Source organism: Salinarimonas rosea DSM 21201, assembly GCF_000429045.1.
In the GTDB taxonomy this organism is placed as follows: Bacteria; Pseudomonadota; Alphaproteobacteria; order Rhizobiales; family Beijerinckiaceae; genus Salinarimonas; species Salinarimonas rosea.
The window spans coordinates 118,487-139,911 of sequence record NZ_KE386842.1 but is presented as its reverse complement, the minus strand read 5'-3'; the positions used below and the strand labels follow the sequence as shown (position 1 = coordinate 139,911).

The window sequence follows — 21,425 nt, the reverse complement described above, 5'->3', positions numbered from 1 at the left end:
TCGCGGGCACTTGCGCTCTCGCCGGCACCTGGGCTCTCGCCGGCACCTGCGCTCTCGCCGACGAGGGCATCGGCCGACGATGCGCGTGTCGGCCCGCGCGGCCGCGGATCGTCCTTCGAGGGTACGTCCCGAGACGGAGACCGACGATGCCCACCCGTGGCCAGAAGATCATCCCCCACCTCTGGTTCGAGGACCGGGCCGAGGAGGCCGCGTCGCTCTACGCGTCGCTCGTGCCCGGCTCGCGCGTCGAGAGCGTCGCCCGATACGGGTCCGCCGGGTTCGAGGTGCACGGCCGTCCGGCGGGCTCGGTGATGAGCGTCTCGCTCGTGCTGGGCGGCCTGCGGACGATCGCGATCAACGGCGGCCCGCACCTGCGCCCGACCCCGGCGGTGTCGTATCTCGTCGCGTTCGCCGATGTGCAGGCCCTCGATCGCGCCTGGGAGGCGCTCGCGGACGGCGGGCGGGTGCGGATGCCGCTCGGCGCCTATCCCTGGAGCGCGCGCTACGGCTGGCTCGACGATCGCTGGGGCATGTCCTGGCAGCTGCGTCTCTCCGCGCCGGGAGACGACGGCGAGACGACGGTGGAGCCTGCCCTCATGTTCACGGGCCCGCCGGGCGAGGCCGAGGCGGCGATCGATCATTACGTCGCGGTGTTCCCCGACGCGCGCGCGGACATCCTGGCGCGCCACGACGGCTCCGGCCCCGATCCCGAGGGCGCGCTGAACTACGCGCGGCTCCGCATCGCCGGCCAGGAGCTCGGCGTCGTCGGCAGCTCCGCCGTCCACGACTTCACCTTCTCGGAGGCGAACGCCTTCGTCGTCGCATGCGACGATCAAGCCGAGATCGATCGGTACTGGAGCGCCCTCTCCGCGGTGCCCGAGGCCGAGCGCTGCGGCTGGCTGAAGGACCGGTTCGGGGTCTCCTGGATCGTCGGCCCGCGGCACCTGCCGGAGCTTCTGGCGTCGCCGAAGCCGGAGGTGACGGAGGCGTTCCTCCGCATGGGGAAGATCGACGTCGCGGCGCTGGAGCGCCTGGCCCGATGACGACCCCGGGGTCGCGTTTCGCCGTGCGGGATCTCGGCGCGGCCGAGCGCGCGGCCGTCCTCGGCCGCGGGGAGCGCGGTCGATCGGGCGCTGTCGCGCGCGGCGGGGCGTCTCTCGGGTCGGCGAGCGCGGGCCCCGTGCGTCCTCGTCTCGCCAGGCCGCGGACGTCCGCCCGGCGAGGAGGATCAGACGATGCTGAAGGATAAGGTCGCCGTCGTCTACGGCGGCAGTGGTGCAATCGGCGCGAGCCTCGCGCGGACCTTCGTGCGCGAGGGCGCCCGGGTCTTTCTCGCCGCACGAGACCGCCGACGGCTGGAATCGGTCGTGGGGCGCGTCGCGGCCGAGGGCGGTCTCGCGACCGGCGCGGTGGTGGACGTGCTCGATCCCGACGCCGTCGCCCGCCACGCGGAGATCGTGGCCGAGACCGCGGGCGGCATCGACATCGTCGTTCATGCCGTGAGCTTCATGCACGTCCAGGGGCAGACGATCGATGCGCTGTCGCTCGAGGACTTCCTGCGCCCCCTCGATCTGTTCCTGCGCTCGCTGTTCAACGTGGCGAAGGCGACGACGCCTCATCTCGGCCGCGACGGACGGGGCGGCGCGTTCCTAACCTTCTCGACACCTGCCGCGAAGATGGCCGTGCCCGGACATCTCGGCTACGCCGCGACCTGCGCGGCGAAGGAGGCCTTCACGCGGACGCTCGCGGCCGAACTCGCACCCAAGGGCGTGCGGGCGATCTGCCTGCGGCCGCACGCCATCGCCGACGCGCCGCAGGCCGGGTCCTATACCGGCGAGCTCTTCGCCGCGAAGGCGCGCGACGCCGGGCTCTCCGTCGAGCATTGGCTGAAGGGCGCCGCCGGCACGACCATGCTCGGGCGTCTGCCGACTCTCGCCGACGTGGCCGAGATGGCCGCCTTCCTCGCCTCCGACCGTGCCGCGGCGACGACGGGCGTGGTCGCCGATCTCAGCTGCGGAGCATTGGTGGATTGAGGCCTCGACGCCGCCCGGGTCGAGGGCTCCGGCCCGCCCGCGTCCTGCTCCTGCTCGCCGGGATCCTCGCGCTCGGCGTCCTGTCGCTCGCGCTCCCGATCGCGTCCTGGCGGACCGGCGAGATCGAGACCGAGCCGCTCGCCCTGCTGCACCACGCGGGCGAGCGGCCGGCGCGGCTGTGGATCGACACCGACGCCGCCTGCGGTCTCGGCCCTCGGACCGACCCCGACGATTGCCTGGCGCTGCACCGGCTCGCCCGCGAGGACGGCCTCGAGATCGTGGGCATCTCGACCGTGTTCGGGAACGCTCCGCTCGCCCGGACCGACCGCGTGACCCGCGAGATCGTCGCCCGGCTGCGTGGCGTCGGCGCGCCGCTGCCGGAGGTCTCCCGGGGCGCATCGGCGCCGCTCGACGAGCGGGACGCCGCGCCGAGCGACGCGCAGGCGGCGCTCGCCCGCGGGCTCCGGGACCGGCCGCTGATCATTCTCGCGCTCGGCCCGCTCACCACGATCGCCGAGACGCTCCGCGCGGAACCGGCCCTCGCTCGCAACGTCGAGCGGATCGTCGCGGTGATGGGCCGGCGTCCGGGCCACCTGTTCCACCCGAGCGAGGGGCAGGGAGGCGGCGTCCTGCTCGGCCACGGGCCCGTGTTCAGCGACATGAACCTGAGGATGGACTCGGAGGCGGTGCGGGTCGTCCTCGCAACGGGCGTGCCGCTCACGCTCCTTCCCTACGAGGTGGCGCGACAGGTGCTGATCACGCGCGAGGATCTCGCCCGGCTGAGCGCGGCGGACGCGGCGGGCGCGCACGTGGCGAGCGCGGCCGAAGGCTGGCTCGCCTTCTGGAGGGACGTTGTGGGCCTCGAGGGGTTCTACCCGTTCGATCTCGTCGCGGCGCACGCCGTGATCGAACCGGATGCCTTTCTCTGCGCGGAGGCGAGCGCGCGTGTCGAGCTCGGCTGGGCGCCGCGGTGGCTCTGGATGATCGGCGATGCCGGACTTCTGGTGACGCCGCGGGGCGACCGGACCGACGCGCACCGCGTTCGCTACTGCCCGCGGCTCGCGCGGTGGCCCGCCACCCTGTCGAAGTGACCATCCGTCGGGCGTCGTCCCTCGTCAGTCCCGATCCGGGGCGCCGAGCGGGAAGTAGCGCCGGTACGGACGGCCTTCCTCGACGGCTCGCGCGAAGGACGGCCGCCGAAGGAGGCGCGTTCGATAGGCGCGGAGACTCGGGTACGCATCCGCGATCGGGTGCACCCAATCGGCATAGAACAAGGAGGGCGCCGCCGCGCAATCGGCCAGGGTGAAGCCGTCTCCGGCGGCCCATTGGCGACCCGAGAGGCGCCGTTCGAGCCAGCCGTAGGCGATCTCCAGCGACCGGCCGGCACTCGCCTTCGCTTCGTGGAGCCGATCCGGCTCTTCGCGCAGCGCCTCTGCGACGGCCGCCTGCATGGCGTTCATCACGTACTGATCGAAGAACCGGTCGAGGAAGCGCACCTCCAGTGCTGCGGCCGGATCCGTCGGCACGAAGCCCACCGGGCCCGGGTGATGGAGGTCGAGATACTCGATGATGATGCTCGTCTCGGCGACGGTGCGATCCCCGTCGACGAGGACCGGGAACTTGGCGATCGGCCACAGCCGCGCCAGCTCCTCGCCCGCGCCGGGCTCCTCCAGGTGACGGTACGCGAAAGGCGTCTCGTTCTCCCAGAGGGCCGTGAGCACCTTCTGGCAATACGACGAGAACGGATGAGCGTAGAGCGTGAGCGGCATGGTCGTCCTCTCCTCGTCGCGCGCGTCGGGTCCGGAGCCTTCCGGACGGGAACGCCTCAATCGATGACGATGGCCTCTCCGCCTTCGACCAAGCGCGCGAGACCGGCTTTCATCGCGGCGATCGTCTCCGGCGAATGCCCCCGCCAGCCCACGAGCTCGGCGACGACGCGCAGCGGATGCCGCGAGCGATAGGAGAGCGTCGGATTGCCGGGAAACCTCTTGTCGGTGAGGTTGGGGTCGTCCTCGAAGTCTCCGGTCGGTTCGACGACGTAGATCCGCTCACGTCCGTCTCCGAGCGACAGCTCCGTACCCCAGATCGCCGCATCCAGCGTCGCCGCGAAATAGATCCAGGAGAGGGGCTTCGTGTCGGTGAAATTCGAGCGGTACCCGACGCGGAGGAGATCGCCGGGCCCCAGGTCGGCCTTGGTGCCGTGGAAGAATTGTCGTGCGAACGGCGTGGCTTCGGCCCACATGCCCTCGGTTCCTCCTCGCGTCGTCCCTCGAGACCGGCATTGCGCCGCCTGTACAGCCAGGACGCGGGAGGATCGGCTTCGCCGACAGGAGGACCGGCGACACGCGAGAGGAATCTGCGCGGGCTCTCCGGGATGACGACGGCGCGCTGTCCGCACTCGGCCAATGGGTCCCGACGCTCCACACGATGACCGGCACGACGAGCGCGGCGCTGTCGTGCTGCACCCGCAGACCCCGCGCGATCTCGCGATAGCCGACCAGCGAGGCGACGATGCCCGCGAGCGCCGGGTGCGAGGCGCGGTGGACGAATTGGGTCGCCGACGGCTCGCTGGTCGTCTCCTCGCCCCGCCTTCCGCGCGGATCGGCTAGCGCGGCCGCCGGTACCGATCCGGAATGCCGCCCGCATGGAGCGTGGCGAAGCCTTCCGCGATCGTCGGCGGAGCCGCCTCGCGAGCGTACATGCGGTCGACGAACGCCGTCAGAGCCGGCGAGGCCTCGAGAAGCCCCGCTTCGCGCGCCCAGTCCAGGGTGGACGCGCCGATGAAATCGGCGACCGTCGGTGTGGAGCCGACGAAGAAGTCCCGCCCGGTCATGTGCGCGTTGAGAGGCTCCAGCATACGGCGGCAGTCCCGATGCGCGAGCGCGACCTCCTCGGGGCGACGCTCGTGCTCGGCGTAGATCGCGGTATGCAGCGCTTCGCGCCAGAGCGGCTGCTCGATCTCGGTGACGAGCAAGAAGATCCACTGATACATCTCGGCGCGGGCACGCGAGTCGCCGGGAATGAACCGCCCGTCTCCGTATCGCTCGGCCAGGTACAGCGAGATCGCCGCGGATTCGGCGATACGCACGTTGCCGTCGACGAGGGCCGGCACCTTGCCGAACGGGTTGACCGCCAGAAACGCGGCGCCGAGATGCTCGCCCTGCGGAATGTCGACGGTGACGATCTCGCAGTCGAGGCCGAGCTCGTTCAGCAACCAGATCGGCCGCGTGGCGCGGGTCGGGGGGATACCGTAGAGCTTCATCGGAGGGCACCTCGAGGGATGGGGCGGACGTATGCTCGAGGACGCGCCGGCGCCATGCCGTCCGACATCGACCGGTCACGGCCTCGCCCGGGCCGCCGGCCCGAACCGATCCTCCAGCCAGCGCACCCCGTATGCGACGAACCCCGCGGGATCGATGCGCAGGAACTCCTCGTCGTTCTCGACGCCTGCGAGCAGGTCGACGTCCCCGAGGCGGTAGGGCATCCCCATCTCGTCGAGCAGCCGGACGTCACGAAACCCGCGCCCGCGTCCGTCCACCGTGATCGTGCCTCGTCGGCAGGAGACCTGTCGCTGCGCGAGCACGCGTGCGCGTCCCGCACGTCGACGTCGGAGATCACCGTCCCGCCAGATCGCGCGCCAGCGTGGGGAGCGTCTCTCGCTCGCCGCGCGCGGCGAAAACGGAGGCAGCGTAGTCGCGCGCCTCCGCGAAAGGGCCGTCGCAGACGAGGCCCAGGACGGGTGCGATGACCCGCGTCGCGGGTGGTCGTGCGGCATGCAGCCGACCGCAATCCGGGCGTCGTTCGGTACTCACGAAACCGCTCCCATGGTCGGGCGGCGCCCCGCCGCCGCGAAGCGCCGCAGTCCGTCCACCGCCTCCGCGCCGAGCCCGGCGGCGAGCTCGCCCTGGACCCGGCGCCAGGTGACGAACGCCTCCTCGAGGACGGCGCGGCCCCGTGCGCTGATGCCGACGAGCCGCTGGCGCGCGTCCTCCTCGTCGCGGTGCGTGACGACGAGCCCGGCCTTCTCGGCGACGGCGACGTTGCGCGTCATGGTCGTGCGCTCGGTCCCGACGATGGTCGCGAGCGTGCCGATCCGCGTCGGTCCCTTGATGGCGAGCACCGAAAGCAGCGTGAACTGCGTCGCGCGCAGCCCGTGCGGCCGGAGCGCGCGGTCGAACGCGGCCGTGATCGAGCGCGCGGCGCGCCGGGACGCGAGGCAGAGGCAGGCGCGAGTTTCGTCGATGGGCATGAGATGAGTGTAGATACACTCTACCGCATGGTCAAGAACCGGCGCGACATCCGTCCGGCCGAGGATCCCGCGGCGAGCCGCCGGACGAGACGATCGTGCTCCGGGTGTCGGTCTCCCCCGGCATGACGCGTCTCGGAAGGCGGGCCGCGGGGCTCGGGCGAGATGCGGGTGTGACGATGCCGGTTCGATCTATTCTCGCCGCATGCGGTTTCGCGAAGGCGTCGGAGCGCGCCCTCTCGACAGCGGACCTGTCGGACGATATCCGCCGCGACATCGGGCTTCCCGAGCGCAGCGACATGCCGCCGTCGTGGCGCCCGCCCGGGCAGGAGCTCGTTCGGCTGTGGATCCGCGGGTCGAAGGTGAGGGACCGATGACGGGACAGACGGGTGGATGCATGTGCGGCGACGTGCGCCTCGTCGCGACGGGCGCGCCCCATCGCGTGGGGCTGTGCCATTGCCTCGACTGCCGCAAGCATCACGGCGCGCTCTTCCACGCCTCGGCGATCTTTCCGGCCGATGCCGTCGCGGTGGAGGGCGAGACCCGCGACTACCGCGGTCGCCACTTCTGCCCGCGCTGCGGCTCCTCGGTGTTCGCGCGGACGGGCGACGAGATCGAGGTCGCGCTGGGCGCCTTCGACGCGCCCGATCGGTTCCGGCCCACCTACGAGCTGTGGACCGTGCGCCGGGAGGCGTGGCTGCCCCCGTTCGATCTCGCGCGGAGCTGGGAGCGCGACCGCGACGAGACGGGCCGCACGGAGCCGTGAGCGGCGCCGTCAGGACGGCCGGCGTCCGCCGGCGAGGCCCGCCAGCGTCCGCTGCAGCCGCGCCGCCTGCACATCGTCGGTCGCGAGCGCCAGCGCGCGGGCGAAGGCGCGGTGCGCCTCGTCGCGGCGGCCGAGCTGGGCGAGCAGCGCGCCGCGCACGTCGTGGAACGGCAGGTAGCCGTCGAGCGGGGCGGCGAGGCCTTCGACCAAAGCGAGGCCCGCATGCGGCCCGAAGGTCTTCGCGACCGCGACCGCGCGGTTGAGGCGCACCACCGGGGTCGGCTGGACCTGCTCCAGCATGGCGTAGAGGAGCGCGATGCGCCGCCAGTCGCATGCGGCCCCGTCCGCGCAGCGCACGTGCTCGGCCGCGATGGCGGCCTGCAGGACGTACGGCCCCGCCGGGCCGGCGGCCTCGGCGCGGGCGAGGCGCGCGAGGCCTTCGCCGATCGCGTCGGCGTCCCAGAGCCGCCGGTCCTGCGCGTCGAGGGGGACGAGCGCACCGGTCGCATCGATCCGCGCCTTCGCGCGGGCGCGGTGGAGGAGCATCAGCGCCAGCAGCCCCTCGAGCTCGGGCGTGCCGGGGAAGAGGTCGACGAGAAGGCGCCCGAGCCGGATCGCCTCCTCGCAGAAGCCCGCGCGCGGGCCGTCCTCCCGCGCCTCGCCGCAATGGCCCTCGTTGAAGAGGAGGTAGAGCGCCGCCGCCACCGCCGAAAGCCGCGCCTCGCGTTCTGCGGCGGTGGGGACCTCGAAGCAGATCCCGGCCTTGGCGATGGCGCGCTTGGCGCGGGTGATGCGCTGCTCCATGGCACTCTCGGAGACGAGGAAGGCGCGCGCGATCTCGGCGACGGAGAGCCCGCAGACCACCTTCAGCGCGAGGGCGATCTGGTGCGCCGGCGGCAATTCGGGGCGGCAGCAGACGAAGAGCAGCCGCAGCACGTCGTCGCCGCAGGTGGCGTGATCGAGGCGCTCGACGAGGGGAGCCTCTGCGTCCGAGGCGTCGGACAAGGCGTCCTCCGGCGGCAGCGGCACGTCGCGCGCGCGGCGGCGCACGCGGTCCGTGCCGGCATTGCGGCCCACCAGCACGAGCCAGGCGAGCGGGTCCGACGGCAGGCCCCGCGCCGGCCACGTCGCCAGCGCCCTCAGGCAGGCCTCCTGGAAGGCGTCCTCCGCCGAATCGAGGTCACGAAAGCGGCGCAGCAGCGCCGCCAGCGCACGCGGCCGCGCCGTCGTCAGGGCATCGGCGATCGCGCACGGCTCGGGCATCGGGGGCGCTCCGCGGGGGACAGGCGACCGAGGACGCGCGAGGGCGGCGCGTCCCGACACGCGATCATGCTCCGTTCGTGGTGCGACCGCCAGCCGCAGGAGGCGCCTCGGAGCGACCGGGCCTCACCCACCGTGCATCCGCGCGCAGGGTGCCTACACCCGGGCCCGATCGGCCGCCGCGAAATGCGCCATCTGATCCGCGTGCGCCTTCACGAAGGCGGGCCGCGCCGTCGCCCGCGCGACGTAGCCGCGGCAGGCGGGATACGCCGAGAGGCCGTCGAAGCGACCGACGAGCCGCAGCACGTCGACCATGGCGATGTCCGCGATCGAGAACGGTCCGGCGAGCCAGTCTCGCGCGGCCAGCACCGGCTCGAGGCGTTCGAGGCGGCCTGCGAGGAACGCGTCGATGTGGCGCCGTCCCGGCGTCTGCGCGTCGTCGCCGGCGAACCGGAACAGCGACCAGGGCAGGCTCGCCGGCTCGACCGAATTCAGGGCGGCGAAGAGCCACTGCACGACCGACGAGCGACCGGCGGCGTCCCGCGGCACGAGCGCCTCGCTGCGCTCACCGAGATGGAGCAGCATCGCCCCGGTCTCGAACACGGTCAGATCGCCGTCGACGAGCCAGGGCACCTGCCGGAACGGCTGGTGTGACGCATGGCTGTCGGTGCGCGGGTCGAACGGCGTCGTCTCGATCCGGTAGGCGAGGCCCGCTTCCTCGAGCGCCCAGCGGATCCGCAGGTCGCGGACGTAGCCGCGTGGGCCCTGCGGGACCCGGTCGAAGGTAACGAGAACGATGCCGCTCATGGAGTCTCCTCTCTCGAAAGCCAGCGGCGAGCGCATCGAGCCGCACCGCCGTCCGCGGGGGCGAAGGCCTCCGGCCGGACCGTGGCGCAGGGGTCCCGATCCGCTGCACTGCGCTTCGGGTTCGCGGCGGGCGCCACCTCGCGGACGCGCGCCGGCGCGATCACGGCCCTGCGCTCCTCATCGCGCGGCACGCAGCATCGCCAGCGTCTCGTCGAGGCCCGGCGCGCCCGCGAAGATCAGCGACAGCATCTCGACCGCGAAGGTGGCCGGCGCGGTGCCGGGCGCCGAGACGAACGTCCCGTCGCGCACCGCACCGCCGCCGTCGCGGTAGAGCTCCGCGCCGGCATATCCCGGCGCCATGCCGGCGAGCCAGTCGCGGCCGTTGCTGGTGTGCACGCGCCCGGCGAGAAGGCCGGCGCGTGCCGCGGCGATCGTGGCGCCGCAGATCACGCCGACCGGCGTGCCGCGTGCGAGCGCGGCGGCCATGATCGCGCCCGCGCCCGCGTCGTCGCCGGCCCAGGCGTCGGACCCGCAGACGACGACGGCGTCGACGGCGCCGCCGTCCGCCTCCGCGAAGCGGCCGTCCGCCGCGGCGCGCAGGCCGCCGATCGAGGCGACCGGCGCGCCGGTGGGCGTGAGGTAGGCGATCTGCGCAGCGAACCGTTCGCGTGCCGAGGCCGCGAGCATGCCGACTTCCCAATCGGCGAAGCCGTCCGGCAGGAGGACGGCGATCGTCTTCCGGGCGGGTGACGTCATCTGCATCGGGCTCCCGGTTGCGCTTCAGAACTCGACGAAGGGCGTGAAGCCGCCCCAGATCATCCGCTTCGCGTCGAAGGGCGGCGCCTCCATGCCCGCGCGAAGCCGGGGGTCGGCCATCACCTTCTGGAGGATGTCGTCGCGCGCGGCCCGCGACGGATAGACGATCCAGGAGAACACGACGATCTCGTCCTCCGTCGCCATCACGGCACGGGGGAACGAGGTCAGCTCCCCGTAGGAGACGTCGTCGGCGAGCGCCTCGACATAGGCGAGCGCGCCGTATTCCTTCCAGACCTCGCCCGCGACCCGCGCGAGCGCTTCGTAATCGGCGAGGCGGTCCTTCGGGACCGCGATGATGAAACCGTCGACGTAAGCCATCGCCCTCAACTCTCCTTGTGCTCGCCGAGGACGTCGCAGGCGCCGCGACGCCGACATCAAGCCGCGCCGGCGGCTCGATCGACGCGCAGCGCGCGCTTCGTCGCCTCGTCGGCGGGAAAGAAGGCCTCGATGGCGATCTCGGAGAGCGTGATGTCGGTCGGCGTCCCGAACACGGTCACCGTCGAGATGAAGGCGAGCTCGCCGGCCGGGCTGCGCAGCCGCAGGGGAACGGCGATCGCGGAACGCTCCGCACCGTCGGAGCGGGGATGGGGCGGGGCGGGATAGGCGCGCAGCTCCTCCAGCAGGCGTTCGAGCGCCTCGTCGGCGCTCGCGGCGACCTGCCGGGCGAGGCGCTCCAGGAGGTGCGCGCGCCATTCTCCGAGGTTGACGATCATCGGCGCGAGGCCGCCGGGGTGCAGGCTCAGGCGCAGCGCGTTCGCCGGCGGCGCGAGGAGCGCGCGCTCGGCGATCCCGTCGAGGAGCGGCGCCACGGCGGCGTTGGTGGCGAGTATCGACCAGTGCCGGTCGACGGCGAGGGCGGGATAGGGCTCGTGGCCCTCGAGCACGAGCGCGACCGCCTCGCGCGCCGCGGCGAGCTCGGGCGCGTCGAGCGGTCGCTCCGGATAGAGCGGCGCATAGCCCGCCGCGAGCAGCAGCGCGTTGCGCTCGCGCAGCGGGATCTCGAGCCGCTCGGCCAGGCGGACGACCATGTCGCGGCTCGGCCGCGCCCGCCCGCTCTCGCAGAAGCTCAGATGCTTCTGCGAGATCTCGGCGTCGAGCGCGAGGTCGAGCTGGCTGAGCCGGCGTCGGCGGCGCCAGGAGCGGAGGTGGTCGCCGAAGGCGGCGGCCGGAGCGGGGGAGGCGGCTGCGATCATGGGGCGAGCTTATGGCGTCCGCCGGGATGGAGCCAATTACCTCCCACGCCATCGCGCGGGCTCCGAATCGAAGTGATCCTCCCGGCATCGGCACTCGAGGAGACACGACATGACACACGTTTCGATCACCCCCTTCCTCCGGTTCGCGCTGCGCGCCGACGCGCTCGCCAGCGGCGCCATGGGCGCGGGCCTCGCCGTCGCGGCGGGCCCGCTCTCCGACCTGCTCGGCCTGCCGGCACCGTTCCTGCGGATCGTCGGCGCGGTCTGCCTCGCCTGGGCCGCCGTGCTCTGGCTCCTGGCGGCCCGCGCACGGATCCGGACCGCGCTCGGCTGGGCCGTCGCGATCCTGAACGCGGTCTGGGTGGCAGACAGCCTCCTGCTGCTGGCGAGCGGCTGGGTGGCGCCCACCGCGCTCGGCGTCGCCTTCGTGATGCTCCAGGCCGTGGCCGTCGCAGCGTTCGCGCTGGCGCAGGGGCTGGGGGTCCGCGGTGCGCGGGCGCTCGCGACGGCGTGAGCCGTCGGCGGGCATGCGCGGGCGGTTTCCGCGCATGCCCGCCGCGCGGCGGGACGGCATCGGGGGGGACGACATCTGGGGGGGACGGCAGCGGCCGCGGCGGAGGCCGAGCGCCGGCGGTCGGAAGCGGCGAGGCTCGCGCGTCCTCGCGCCGATCCCGCATCCGGAGGGGAGTCCCGCCGGCGTCGTGCCGGCCCGGCCGCCCCCTCGTTCCACGAGACAATCATGCGTCACGGACACTCCCCCGTCTCCACGGTGCGCCTCGCGGTCGTGCTCGGCCTCCTCGCCAGCGTCGGCCCTTTCGCCATCGACATGTACCTGCCGGCCCTGCCGTCGGTGGCGACGGAGCTCGACGCGCCGATCTCCGCGGTCCAGGCCACGCTGATCGCGTACTTCATCGCCTTCGGCGTCTCGCAGCTCGCCTGGGGGCCGATCTCGGATCGGATCGGGCGGAAGACGCCGCTGATCCTCGGGCTCGGCATCTTCATCCTGGGCTCGGCTTCGTGCGCGATCGCGCCCTCGATCGGCTGGCTGATCGCCGCGCGCTTCGTCCAGGGCATCGGCGGGTCCGTGCTGATGGTCGTCCCGCGCGCGGTGATCCGCGACACGGCGACGGGAACCGACGCGGCGCGGATCATGGCGCTCGTCATGCTCGTGATCAGCGTATCGCCGATGCTCGCCCCTCTCGCCGGGAGCGGCGTCATCGCCCTGGGCGGCTGGCGCCTGGTCTTCCTGGCCTTGCTGGCGGCGGCGGTGGCGAGCCTCGTCGTCACGCAGTTCTTCCTGCCGGAGACCCTGCCCCCCGCCTCCCGGGTCCGCGTGTCGCCGTCGGGGCTGGCGCGCGGGAGCGCCGTTCTGCTGTCGGATCGCTGGTTCGTGGGGCTCACCCTGGTCGGCGGCTTCGGCTTCGCCTCGTTCGTCGTCTTCATCGCGAGCGCCTCCTTCGTGTACACGCAGAGCTTCGGGCTGACCCCGACCGAGTTCAGCCTGGCCTTCGCGGCGAACGCGGCGGGGTTCTTCGCCGCGTCGCAGGTCGCCGCGACGCTCGGCCAGCGCTTCGGCATGGACCGGGTGGTGCTGGCCGGGACGACCGGCTTCGCGCTGTTCTCGAGCCTGCTCTTCGGGCTCGCCTGGGCGGGGCTCGCCCCGCTCGCCGTCGTCATCGGCCTCCTCGTCGTCGCGAACGCCTTCCTCGGCGTCGTGATACCGAGCACGATGGTGATGGCGCTCGACCCCCACGGCGCAATCGCGGGCCTCGCCTCCTCGCTGGGCGGCGCGCTGCAGATGATCCTCGGCGGTCTCGTCGTCGTCGTCTCGGGGCCGTTCTTCGACGGAACGACGGTTCCGATGGTCGCCGCCATCGCGGCATGCGGCGGCACCTCGGCGGCTCTCGCATGGGCCGTCCTGTTCCGCCCGGCGTGCGCGGCCGACGTGTAGGGAGGATCCCGCTCGGGCCGCCCGGGTCCGGGCACCGCTGCCGGTGCCGGCCGATCCACGTGACCGCCGGCGCGGCTACGTGGATCCCGATGCGCTTTCGGCTCCGGTCGACCTGCCCTGCGGCTCCGTGGCGGCCACCAACGGCCGCTCCGCCGCGGCCGTGTGAACGAGCCGGACGCGCCGTACGCGCGCGCGGCTCGCCCCGGACCGGCTCGAACGAATCGTCGAACGAGGTCGCGGCACCACTACGATACCAGGGCCCTCGGGGTGACCGCATCGTCTCACGTCGTCGGCCGCGCTCGCAGCCGCCTCGCGCATCCCCGACCTCGTCGCCGAGACGCGAAAATCACGAGGTCGAATTTTTAGCCGTACGTCTCCCTTGAAAGCAACTTGACATCGAATCGAAGCTGATTGCATCGTGGCGGGCTAATAAACTTATGGGCGCCGAGGCGGCACATGACAGCAGTTTCGACTTCGCAGAATGCCCACGAGGTCCGCTACCCCGGATCGATGGGGAGCCCCGCCTCGCGTCACGTCGTCTTCGGGACGAAGGCGCAGACCCTCGACCGACTGGCCGCAGTCGCCACAACGTTCAAGGTGCTCCCCGCCGCGACGATATCGGCCCGGGATTGGACGCGCAACGGCACCGCTCGTCTCGCGTCGATCGTGGGCGATCCGCGCTTTTCGTTCCCCCTCATCGTCAGATCGAGCTTTTCCGGCGAGGATTCCGGCCGAGCCTCCATGGCGGGGGCTTTCTGCTCCGTCCTCGACGTATCGAGCCCGGCCGAGCTCCGAGACGCGATCGTGCGCGTGTTCCGCTCCTACGAGCGGCCCGTCCACATTCCGTTCGGTCAGTACGATCGAACGGAGGAGCACGTCCTCGTGCAACCGATGGCACGCGATGTCGCGCTCAGCGGCGTCCTGACGACCGTCGACGCGAAGTCGAGTGCTCCTTACATCGTGATCGACTACGCGCCCGGCTCGGACACGTCCCGGGTGACGAGCGGTGCCGCGGGCACCAGGACGACGATCGTCCTGAAAGGCCACGGCTCACGCCTCCAGCGCGAGCTGGAGCCGCTGCGCGCAGTGATCGACGAACTCGCGACGCTCTTCGACGACGCGCCCATCGACGTCGAGTTCGCCATCGATCGGTTCGGGGAAGTCACGGTCTTCCAGGCTCGGCCCCTCGTCCTCGGCACGACGCGGTATCTCGCCCACCGCGCGAGCTTTCCCGCACTCGTCGGTCAGGTGCGCGAGGCCTACGCCGCGGTCGCGCAGCACGGTCGTCGGCAGGGATTGGAGGACGGGACGCTCCTCGGCGTCATGCCGGACTGGAACCCGGGCGAGCTGATCGGCTTCAAGCCGCGCCCCCTCGCGTATTCGCTCTATCGCCTTCTCGTGACCGACTGCGCATGGGCGAAGGGGCGTGCGCGGCTCGGTTATCACGACATGCACCGCTACTCGCTCATGTCGCCGATCGGCGGCATCCCCTACATCTCGGTCGAGACGAGCTTCCATTCCCTCGTGCCTGCGAGCATCGCGCCGGACATGCGTCGCCGCATCGTGGCCGACGCCTGCCGCGCGCTGCGCGCCGAGCCGCAGCATCACGACAAGATCGAATTCAGGATCATGCCGACGGTCTTCAAGCCGGATCTCCGGAAGGAGGCTTGGCGCGCCCGCTTCCCCTCGCTCGACGATGCGGAATGGACCGCCTACCTCGACGCGCTCCTCGAGATCACGAACGACATCGTCGCGCCGCAGGGACACTATCATTCCGCCATGCGCGACCTCGGCGCCGTCGAGGCCCTTCACCACGAACCGGCGGACATCGACGGCGGCGACCTGATCGACGTCAGGACCCTCCTCGCCCGCGTGCGGCGGGACGCGATTCCGCTCTTCGCGACCGCCGCCCGGGCGGCCTTCGTCGCGACGGACATCCTCAAGGCGCTCGTCGGCAGCGGAACGGTCCCGGTCGAGACGTTGGACGAGATCTCCCGCGCGGCGGACAGCATCGGCGCGCGCATGGTCGACGACTTCCGCACCCTCGATCGGCGGACTTTCATGGGGCTTTACGGCCACGTCCGACCGGGGACCTTCGATATCATGGTACCGCGCTACGACGACCCGAGCGCACCGTATTTCGAGGCGAGCGAGACGACCCCGCGCGAGGTCGAGCCGGTGGTGCCCGCGCAGCCGCCCGGCTGGAACCCGGATGCCGCGCGCCTCGACGCCGCTCTCGCCGCGCACGGCTACACCTTCGGCTGGGAAGATTTTCACGGCTTCGCGCGCCACGCGATCCATGCGCGCGAGCGTGTGAAGTTCCTCTACTCCGCGGGCATATCCGATGCGTTGGAGATCATCGCGCGGGTGGGTGCGCGCTTCGGCTTCGACCGGGATACGATGTCGTTCCTCACGGTGGCCGACATCGACAGCTGTCTCGACCTCGGGCCGGATCTGCACCATCGGATCGCCGAGATATCGAGTGCGAACCGGGTCGCTTGGCGGCGCAACCAGCCGATCAGGCTGCCCGAGCTCCTCACCGGCCTCGACGACGTCTATGCCTTCGAGATCCGTGCATCGGCGCCCAACTTCATCACCGACCAGGCAGTGAAGGCGCCCGTCGCATCGATCGACGAGCGCGAACTCGCCGGGCGCATCGTGTTCATCGAAAGCGCCGACCCGGGCTTCGACTGGATCTTCACGCGGCCGATCGCCGGCTTCGTCACCAAGTTCGGCGGAGAGAACTCGCACATGGCCATCCGCGCGCGTGAGTTCGGCCTGCCGGCCGTCATCGGCGCGGGGAGCTCCTACGAGACCTGGCGTTCGTCCCGCCTGCTTCGGATCGATTGCGCCACCCGCCGCGTCGAGGTGTTGCTGTGACAGCCGGCCGCAGCCTCGATCTCGGCTTGTCGTTTCGGCGGAGGCGACCATGACGCGTGTCGTCGCAATCACCATGTTGCGACACCACTTGCCGGAGCGCGACGAGTGGCGCGACGCCCTCGACGCCGGCTGGTGGGGTTTCCTGGAGTGTTGCGGCCTCGTGCCGCTCTGCCTGCCGAACCGACGGTCTCACGCGGCGGCGCTCCTCGATCGCGCGCTGCGGACACGTGGCGAGCTCGCGGGGCTCCTCCTCACCGGCGGCGGTGCGGTGGGCTGTACCCCCGAGGCGCGTACGGAGCGCGACGACGTCGAGGACCTCGCGATCGCCGCCGTTTCGGCCGAGGGCCTGCCGATCTTCGGTGTCTGCCGCGGGCTCCAGAAGATTTGCCTCGACGCGGGCGGTTGCCTCGTGGAGGCGAGTGGCCACGTCGCCACCCGTCACCGGGTCGTCGGCCCCGACATCGCCCGCGTGGTCAACTCCTACCATCACAACGTAATCGGAGAGGCGCCCGCCGGGTTCGTCGCGCGCGCGCGCGCGGCGGACGGCGGCATCGAGTGGATGCAGGACGACCGGCGCCGTATGGCCGGCATCATGTGGCATCCCGAGCGAGAGCCCGATCCGTTCCCGTCAGACGTCGCCATCGTGCAATCCCATTTCTCGTCCTGAGGCGCAGAAGTCATGCATGCGATCGTTCTCGCCGCCGGACGTGGGTCGCGGCTCGGGCCCCTGACCGACGACCGGCCGAAATGTCTCGTACCTTTCATGGGCGAGCCGCTCCTAGCACGGACCTTGAGGGCACTCGAGGCGGGTGGGTGCCGATCGGTGACGCTGGTCGGCGGCTATCGCAGCGAGGTCCTGCGCGACTTCGCCCGTACCGTGGCGGTCGTCGACGACGTTCTGGTCAACGAGTGCTGGGCGGTCACGAACATGGTGCAGACGCTCCTCGTCGCGCGCCAGCGCCTCGCCGCTGAGCCGTGCCTCGTCAGCTACAGCGACATCTTCTACGATGCCGGGATCGTCGCCGACCTCTCCACCTGCGACGCCGACATCGCCATCGCCTTCGACCCGGACGGCAGGTCCCTTTGGGAGGCGCGCTTCTCCGATCCGCTGGCCGACCTGGAGAAGTTCCGCCTGCGTCCCGACGGCTCGTTGGGGGAGATCGGCGGCCGGGTCGAGAACATCGACGCCGTGGAAGGCCAGTACATGGGTCTCCTCGCGTTTCGACCCGCGGGTTTCGCGGCTTTCGTCGAGCACTTCGACGGGCTGGAGCCGTCTCGCCGCGCCGCCATCGACACGACGTCGATGCTCGCGGGCCTTGTCGAGGCCGGACGGAACGTCGCCTGCGTCCCGACCTCCGCTCCCTGGGGGGAACTCGACAGCCGGGAGGACATCGCGTTCTTCGAGCGCCGGCGCGATGCCCGGCCGCGATCCTCGCGGCCGGAGCACGACGGCCGATCGCGGGCGGGCCCGCTTCTCCGCGGCGTCTGAGAGCGCCCGGTGCGGGCCGCGACCCACCCGATATCCTTCGGTCCTTCGCGACATCCAGAAGCCCGAGCGCTCCTTTCCGGATGTAGATCTCGTTCGAGGAACTCACATGGACGCGTCGCTCTGGGCGGTCTTCGCCGCCGCGTATCTGGCCATCACGCTGTCTCCCGGACCCAACGTGCTGATCGTCCTCACCCATGCCGCGCGCTACGGCTACCGCAGCATCGCCGTGACCATGGCCGGCAACCTGTCTTGCCAGCTCGTCATCATCTCCGCCGTGGGGCTCGGCGTCGGGGCGCTCTTGACCAAGGAGAGCGCGGCCTTCACCTGGATGAAGTACGCCGGCGCGGCCTATCTGGTCTATCTGGGCTGCCGCGGCTTCTACGATCTCTACGTCCTGCACAAGCGGCGCGATCTCGACGCTTCGACGGCGGTGAAGCCGACGCCGGCAATCCCATCCGCACGTCGGCGCTATCTCGAGGCGCTCACCGTGTCCGCGAGCAATCCGAAGACCGTCATTTTCCTGTCGGCCTTCCTGCCGCAATTCGTCGCCGCGGACCGCCCGGTCCCGACGCAGTTCGCCATCATGTTCGTCACCATCGCGGCGATCGTGATCGGTATCCACGCGCTCTACGCTTTCGTCCTCGTGGTGCTGAAGAGCCGGATGCCCAAGTCCGTGACCGGGAAGGTGATCCCGACGGTGACCTCCGCCCTGTACATCGCGCTCGGCGTCGGCCTCGGAGCCGCCCGGTGAGGGACGACGGCGAACGCGGCGTCGAGCCACCGGCCGCGCTCCCGCGCACGATCGGCGCGATCGCATGGGATCCTGCGAACGCCGTCACGCTGGCGGGGCTCTCGTGCGCCGTCCTCGGAGCTCACGCCGTAGTCCTCGACGAGCCGCGGCTGGGGGCGGCTCTCGCGGGCCTGGCGCTTCTCGCGGACATGCTCGACGGCTCCGTCGCCCGCCGCCAGACAGCGCGGGCGAGCGTCATGGCCCGCGCCGGAGGCCTGCTCGATGCCTTGTGCGATGTCGTCCACGGCGGCGTGCTGCCGGGGCTTCTTCTCGTGGCGGTGGTCGGGTCGTCGCCGGTAACGGTGCTCGTCGCGACGGCCCTGGCCGTCTGCGCGGTGCTGCGCCTCGCCTTCTTCGCGCTCGCGGGACCGCGCGCGGACGGATCCTATACCGGCGTGCCGGTGATCTTCAGCACGATGGCCGCCTGCCTCTTCGTCGCCGCCATGGACCTGCCCGCGGTGGCGGTGCTCTTCCCGACCGTGCTCGCCGTGCTGGCGGTGCTCAACGTCACCTCGGTGCGGATCCCGAAGCTCGCGGGAGTCGCGCTCCTGGCGTTCAACGGCCTCGCTGCGGCGAGCGTCGCGGCCAATCTCGCCCTCTGGACAGTCTCGGGCCGAGTCGACGCTCGAGCATCTGTTGCCGAGCACGTCCCCTCGGTTGAAATCGAGCCTTGACGCGTCTGGAATCTCGAATATAGAAAAACCCCTTCGGATCTACCGAAGCGAGTGTCCGAGCCGGCGTCGGGCGTCTTCCGGATAGGCTCTGCCCGCACCGAAGGACGCCCGTGCATGGACCCGATCCGAACCCTGCTCTCCTCCCACGAAGCTCGTGCCGACGCGTTCCAGGAGACGAGGCGACGTTCCGCAGCCGGGACGCGGTGATCCGAGGAACGTTCCGAGTCGCGCCGCCGACGCTGATCGCGGAACGGGGAGCGGCGCATCGATCACCCACGGGAATGGGCCTCGTCCTCGGAGCGGGACCGAGACCCGGGTGAGGACGCCCGGCCCGAGGCCGGTGACGGACCCGACGAGACGAGGTGGCGACGCATGGAGATCACGCAGGTCGCGAGCAATATCGGGTGGGCCGTCGTGGTCTACCTCGTGGCGACCATAAGCCCCGGGCCCGGCAATCTCGCCATCATGAACGCCGCCATGCGCTGGGGCCGCGGCGCCGGCCTGTCGGTGGCGACGGGCGTCATTACGGGCTCCCTGTTCTGGGGCCTCGTCGCCGCCGCGGGCCTCTCGGTCCTGATCGCCGCCCACCGCGGCACGACGGCGGTCGTCATGACCCTCGGCGGACTCTATCTCGGCTACCTGGCCTACCGCTCGTTCCGCTCGTTCCGGCGGGCCCTGTCCGGCGCCGCGGCTCCGGCCGGCCCCGAAGGCCGGTCCGGGCGGAGCTTCTACCTTCAAGGTCTCGCCATCCACTTGCTCAACCCGAAGGGCGTTCTCGCGTGGTCGGCGATCATCGCGATCGTCCTGGTGCCCGGAAGCGCGCCGATCCTGCCGCTGCTCGTGGTGGCGGGCTGCTGGATCCTCGGCGTGATGGTCTTCTACGGCTACGCGCTGCTGTTCTCCTCGCAGGGCATGATCGGCTGGTACCGGTCCCACGGCTTCTGGATCGATCTCGGGAGCGCGGTCCTTTTCGGCTTCTTCTCCGTCCAGCTGATCGGGCGCAGTTTCGCGATGGCGGGGGGCGCGAGCAGCTGACGTGCGCGGCGCGGGGCCCCGGCGTCCGGAGGAGGGCGGCGCGAGCGCGCAGGCCATGATCGAGGACGGTCTGCCGATCCGGTATCCGACGAGCGCCGTCCATTCGCCGCAGCGCAGGACGCCGGGTACCGCGACGGCGTACGACGCCGACCCCGTGTGTGACGGGAGCCCGCCGCACGCAGCGAGGACCTCCGCGCACCAGGCAGAGGCGTCCTCGTCGACGACGGATCGGGCACGCGGGGCCCGAGGGCCGGGCAGGTCACCGGTATGCCGGAGGAGAGCTTGGAGCGGGCGATCGGGATCGAACCGACGACATTCAGCTTGGGAAGCTGACGTTCTACCACTGAACTACGCCCGCGTCGGCCCCATAGATAGCCGCGCCCGCCGCGGCCCGCAAGCGGGTTTTCGCGCCCGGGCGGGGTGCTTCGTGACCCTCCCCGAGACCCTCCCCGAGACCCTCCCCGGCACCCTCCCCGCCGCCCCGTTCAGAGCGGCTTCAGGCCCCGCTCGATCTCCGCGCGGCGCGGCTCCAGGAACGGCGGCAGGGCGAGGCGCTCGCCGAGCGTGTCGAGCGGCTCGTCCACGGCGAAGCCCGGGCCGTCGGTCGCGAGCTCGAAGAGGATGCCGTTCGGCTCGCGGAAGTAGAGGCTGCGGAAGTAGTAGCGGTCGACCGGCCCGCTGGAGGGAACGCCGAGCCCGCGCAGCCGCTCCGCCCAGGCGTCGTACTGAGCGTCGGGAACGCGGAAGGCGACGTGGTGGACGCCGCCCGCGCCCGGCCGTGCCGGCGCGACGCCGGGCTCCACCGCGACGTGCAGCTCCGCCGCCGGGCCGCCGTCGCCCATCTCGAAGACGTGCGTGGTCGAGCCGGGCCGTCCCGGCGTCTGGTAGGCCCGCGCCTCGCGCATGTTCATGAGCTGCACCAGGACGGCGGCGGTGGGCGCGAGGTCCGGCACGGAGATCGTGATCGGCCCGAGCCCGCGTACCTGATGCTCGGGGGCGACCGGCGAACGCTCCCAGGGATGGGCCGCGCCCATGCCGCCGTCGTCGACGAGGCTCAGCCGCTGGCCTTCCGGGTCTCCGAGGTCGATGACGAGACGGCCGTCGCGCCGCGCGATCGCGCCGTGGGCGACGCCGTGCTCGGCGAGCCGCTTATCCCAGAACGCCAGCGCCGCCTCGCCCGCGACGCGCAGGCCCGTGCGGGTGACGGCGCGCGTGCCGCGCTGCTCGCGCCCCACGGGCCAGTCGAAGAAGGTGATGTCCGAGCCCGGCGAGGCGAGCCCGTCGGCATAGAACAGGTGGTAGGCCGAGACGTCGTCCTGGTTCACCGTCTTCTTGACGAGGCGCAGGCCGAGCACGTCGGTGTAGAAGGCGTGGTTCCCGGCCGCGTCGGCGGTCACCGCGGTGAGGTGATGGATGCCGGTGAGCTGCATGGCGACCTCCTGATCGGCTGATCGGACGAGAAGCCTAGCACGCCCGCGGGACATG

General features: G+C 71.7%; 23 protein-coding genes and 1 tRNA gene. 12 read left to right on the top strand and 12 right to left on the bottom strand.

The genetic code is table 11. The annotated features are described in order from the left end of the window. Window positions 1-146: 146 nt before the first annotated feature. From G407_RS0123950 to G407_RS0123940, 3 genes are all read left to right on the top strand, one after another. Window positions 147-1,043, top strand: a complete 897-nt coding sequence (locus G407_RS0123950) for a VOC family protein (protein ID WP_029032843.1) — start codon at window positions 147-149, stop codon at window positions 1,041-1,043. 192 nt (window positions 1,044-1,235) lie between these two features. Further along, window positions 1,236-2,033, top strand: coding sequence for an SDR family NAD(P)-dependent oxidoreductase (locus tag G407_RS0123945; protein ID WP_029032842.1), 798 nt, complete (start codon window positions 1,236-1,238; stop codon window positions 2,031-2,033). Further along, window positions 2,030-3,124: a nucleoside hydrolase gene (locus tag G407_RS0123940; protein ID WP_029032841.1), complete on the top strand. Its 1,095-nt coding sequence runs from the start codon at window positions 2,030-2,032 to the stop codon at window positions 3,122-3,124. The genes G407_RS0123945 and G407_RS0123940 overlap by 4 nt, the downstream gene beginning before the upstream one ends. A gap of 24 nt (window positions 3,125-3,148) precedes the next feature. Here the strand turns inward: G407_RS0123940 and G407_RS0123935 are convergent, their stop codons facing one another. The 5 genes from G407_RS0123935 to G407_RS29765 form a co-directional block, all read right to left on the bottom strand. Next, on the bottom strand, window positions 3,149-3,802 hold the full coding sequence (locus tag G407_RS0123935; protein WP_029032840.1) for a glutathione S-transferase family protein: 654 nt from the start codon (window positions 3,800-3,802) through the stop codon (window positions 3,149-3,151). Between the two features lie 56 nt (window positions 3,803-3,858). Then, window positions 3,859-4,275, bottom strand: a complete 417-nt coding sequence (gene arr / locus G407_RS0123930; RefSeq protein ID WP_029032839.1) for an NAD(+)--rifampin ADP-ribosyltransferase — start codon at window positions 4,273-4,275, stop codon at window positions 3,859-3,861. A gap of 363 nt (window positions 4,276-4,638) precedes the next feature. Then, entirely contained in the window at window positions 4,639-5,295 is a 657-nt protein-coding gene (locus G407_RS30830; RefSeq protein WP_052341829.1) for a glutathione S-transferase family protein, read from the bottom strand. Window positions 5,296-5,370: 75 nt separating this feature from the next. After that, window positions 5,371-5,616, bottom strand: a complete 246-nt coding sequence (locus tag G407_RS32685; protein ID WP_245259165.1) for a thioredoxin domain-containing protein — start codon at window positions 5,614-5,616, stop codon at window positions 5,371-5,373. 225 nt (window positions 5,617-5,841) lie between these two features. Continuing rightward, a complete protein-coding gene (locus G407_RS29765) occupies window positions 5,842-6,282 on the bottom strand; it encodes a MarR family winged helix-turn-helix transcriptional regulator (RefSeq protein WP_052341828.1) in 441 nt (146 codons plus the stop codon). A gap of 370 nt (window positions 6,283-6,652) precedes the next feature. On the opposite strand from G407_RS29765, the gene G407_RS0123905 reads away from it, so the two are divergent. Beyond that, entirely contained in the window at window positions 6,653-7,045 is a 393-nt protein-coding gene (locus G407_RS0123905; RefSeq protein ID WP_029032837.1) for a GFA family protein, read from the top strand. A 9-nt stretch (window positions 7,046-7,054) separates the two neighbouring features. Here G407_RS0123905 and G407_RS0123900 read toward each other — a convergent pair whose 3' ends face one another. From G407_RS0123900 to G407_RS0123880, 5 genes are all read right to left on the bottom strand, one after another. After that, complete coding sequence (locus tag G407_RS0123900) at window positions 7,055-8,308, bottom strand: RNA polymerase sigma factor (RefSeq protein WP_029032836.1); 1,254 nt, start codon at window positions 8,306-8,308, stop codon at window positions 7,055-7,057. Window positions 8,309-8,461: 153 nt separating this feature from the next. Continuing rightward, a complete protein-coding gene (locus tag G407_RS0123895; RefSeq protein WP_029032835.1) occupies window positions 8,462-9,112 on the bottom strand; it encodes a glutathione S-transferase family protein in 651 nt (216 codons plus the stop codon). A gap of 177 nt (window positions 9,113-9,289) precedes the next feature. Further along, window positions 9,290-9,868 carry a DJ-1/PfpI family protein gene (locus G407_RS0123890; RefSeq protein WP_029032834.1) on the bottom strand — a complete coding sequence of 193 codons (579 nt, stop codon included), beginning with the start codon at window positions 9,866-9,868 and terminating at the stop codon, window positions 9,290-9,292. 24 nt (window positions 9,869-9,892) lie between these two features. Further along, the gene (locus G407_RS0123885; protein WP_029032833.1) at window positions 9,893-10,246 is read right to left on the bottom strand and encodes a DUF1428 domain-containing protein; all 354 of its coding nucleotides are present in this window, start codon (window positions 10,244-10,246) and stop codon (window positions 9,893-9,895) included. A gap of 56 nt (window positions 10,247-10,302) precedes the next feature. Next, on the bottom strand, window positions 10,303-11,121 hold the full coding sequence (locus G407_RS0123880; protein ID WP_029032832.1) for a helix-turn-helix transcriptional regulator: 819 nt from the start codon (window positions 11,119-11,121) through the stop codon (window positions 10,303-10,305). 109 nt (window positions 11,122-11,230) lie between these two features. Between G407_RS0123880 and G407_RS0123875 the strand changes: the two genes are divergently transcribed. The 8 genes from G407_RS0123875 to G407_RS0123840 all read left to right on the top strand — a co-directional run bounded on the left by G407_RS0123875 (window position 11,231) and on the right by G407_RS0123840 (window position 19,940). Then, entirely contained in the window at window positions 11,231-11,635 is a 405-nt protein-coding gene (locus G407_RS0123875) for a hypothetical protein (protein ID WP_029032831.1), read from the top strand. 225 nt (window positions 11,636-11,860) lie between these two features. Further along, on the top strand, window positions 11,861-13,072 hold the full coding sequence (locus G407_RS0123870) for a multidrug effflux MFS transporter (RefSeq protein WP_029032830.1): 1,212 nt from the start codon (window positions 11,861-11,863) through the stop codon (window positions 13,070-13,072). Window positions 13,073-13,528: 456 nt separating this feature from the next. Next, on the top strand, window positions 13,529-15,952 hold the full coding sequence (locus G407_RS0123865; protein ID WP_084327774.1) for a PEP/pyruvate-binding domain-containing protein: 2,424 nt from the start codon (window positions 13,529-13,531) through the stop codon (window positions 15,950-15,952). Window positions 15,953-16,001: 49 nt separating this feature from the next. Then, window positions 16,002-16,619, top strand: coding sequence for a gamma-glutamyl-gamma-aminobutyrate hydrolase family protein (locus tag G407_RS0123860; RefSeq protein WP_029032828.1), 618 nt, complete (start codon window positions 16,002-16,004; stop codon window positions 16,617-16,619). A gap of 12 nt (window positions 16,620-16,631) precedes the next feature. Continuing rightward, the gene (locus tag G407_RS29760) at window positions 16,632-17,441 is read left to right on the top strand and encodes a phosphocholine cytidylyltransferase family protein (protein ID WP_084327773.1); all 810 of its coding nucleotides are present in this window, start codon (window positions 16,632-16,634) and stop codon (window positions 17,439-17,441) included. 106 nt (window positions 17,442-17,547) lie between these two features. After that, complete coding sequence (locus G407_RS0123850; RefSeq protein WP_029032827.1) at window positions 17,548-18,192, top strand: LysE family translocator; 645 nt, start codon at window positions 17,548-17,550, stop codon at window positions 18,190-18,192. After that, window positions 18,189-18,905 (top strand): CDP-alcohol phosphatidyltransferase family protein, encoded by a 717-nt coding sequence (locus tag G407_RS29755; protein WP_052341825.1) that lies wholly within the window; start codon window positions 18,189-18,191, stop codon window positions 18,903-18,905. Before G407_RS0123850 ends, G407_RS29755 begins: the two co-directional genes overlap by 4 nt. A gap of 372 nt (window positions 18,906-19,277) precedes the next feature. After that, on the top strand, window positions 19,278-19,940 hold the full coding sequence (locus G407_RS0123840) for a LysE family translocator (protein WP_052341824.1): 663 nt from the start codon (window positions 19,278-19,280) through the stop codon (window positions 19,938-19,940). Between the two features lie 283 nt (window positions 19,941-20,223). On the opposite strand, the gene G407_RS0123835 is transcribed toward G407_RS0123840, so the two are convergent. Then, a tRNA-Gly gene (locus tag G407_RS0123835) sits at window positions 20,224-20,298 on the bottom strand. A 127-nt stretch (window positions 20,299-20,425) separates the two neighbouring features. Continuing rightward, a complete protein-coding gene (locus G407_RS0123830; protein WP_029032825.1) occupies window positions 20,426-21,370 on the bottom strand; it encodes a ring-cleaving dioxygenase in 945 nt (314 codons plus the stop codon). Window positions 21,371-21,425: the final 55 nt, after the last annotated feature.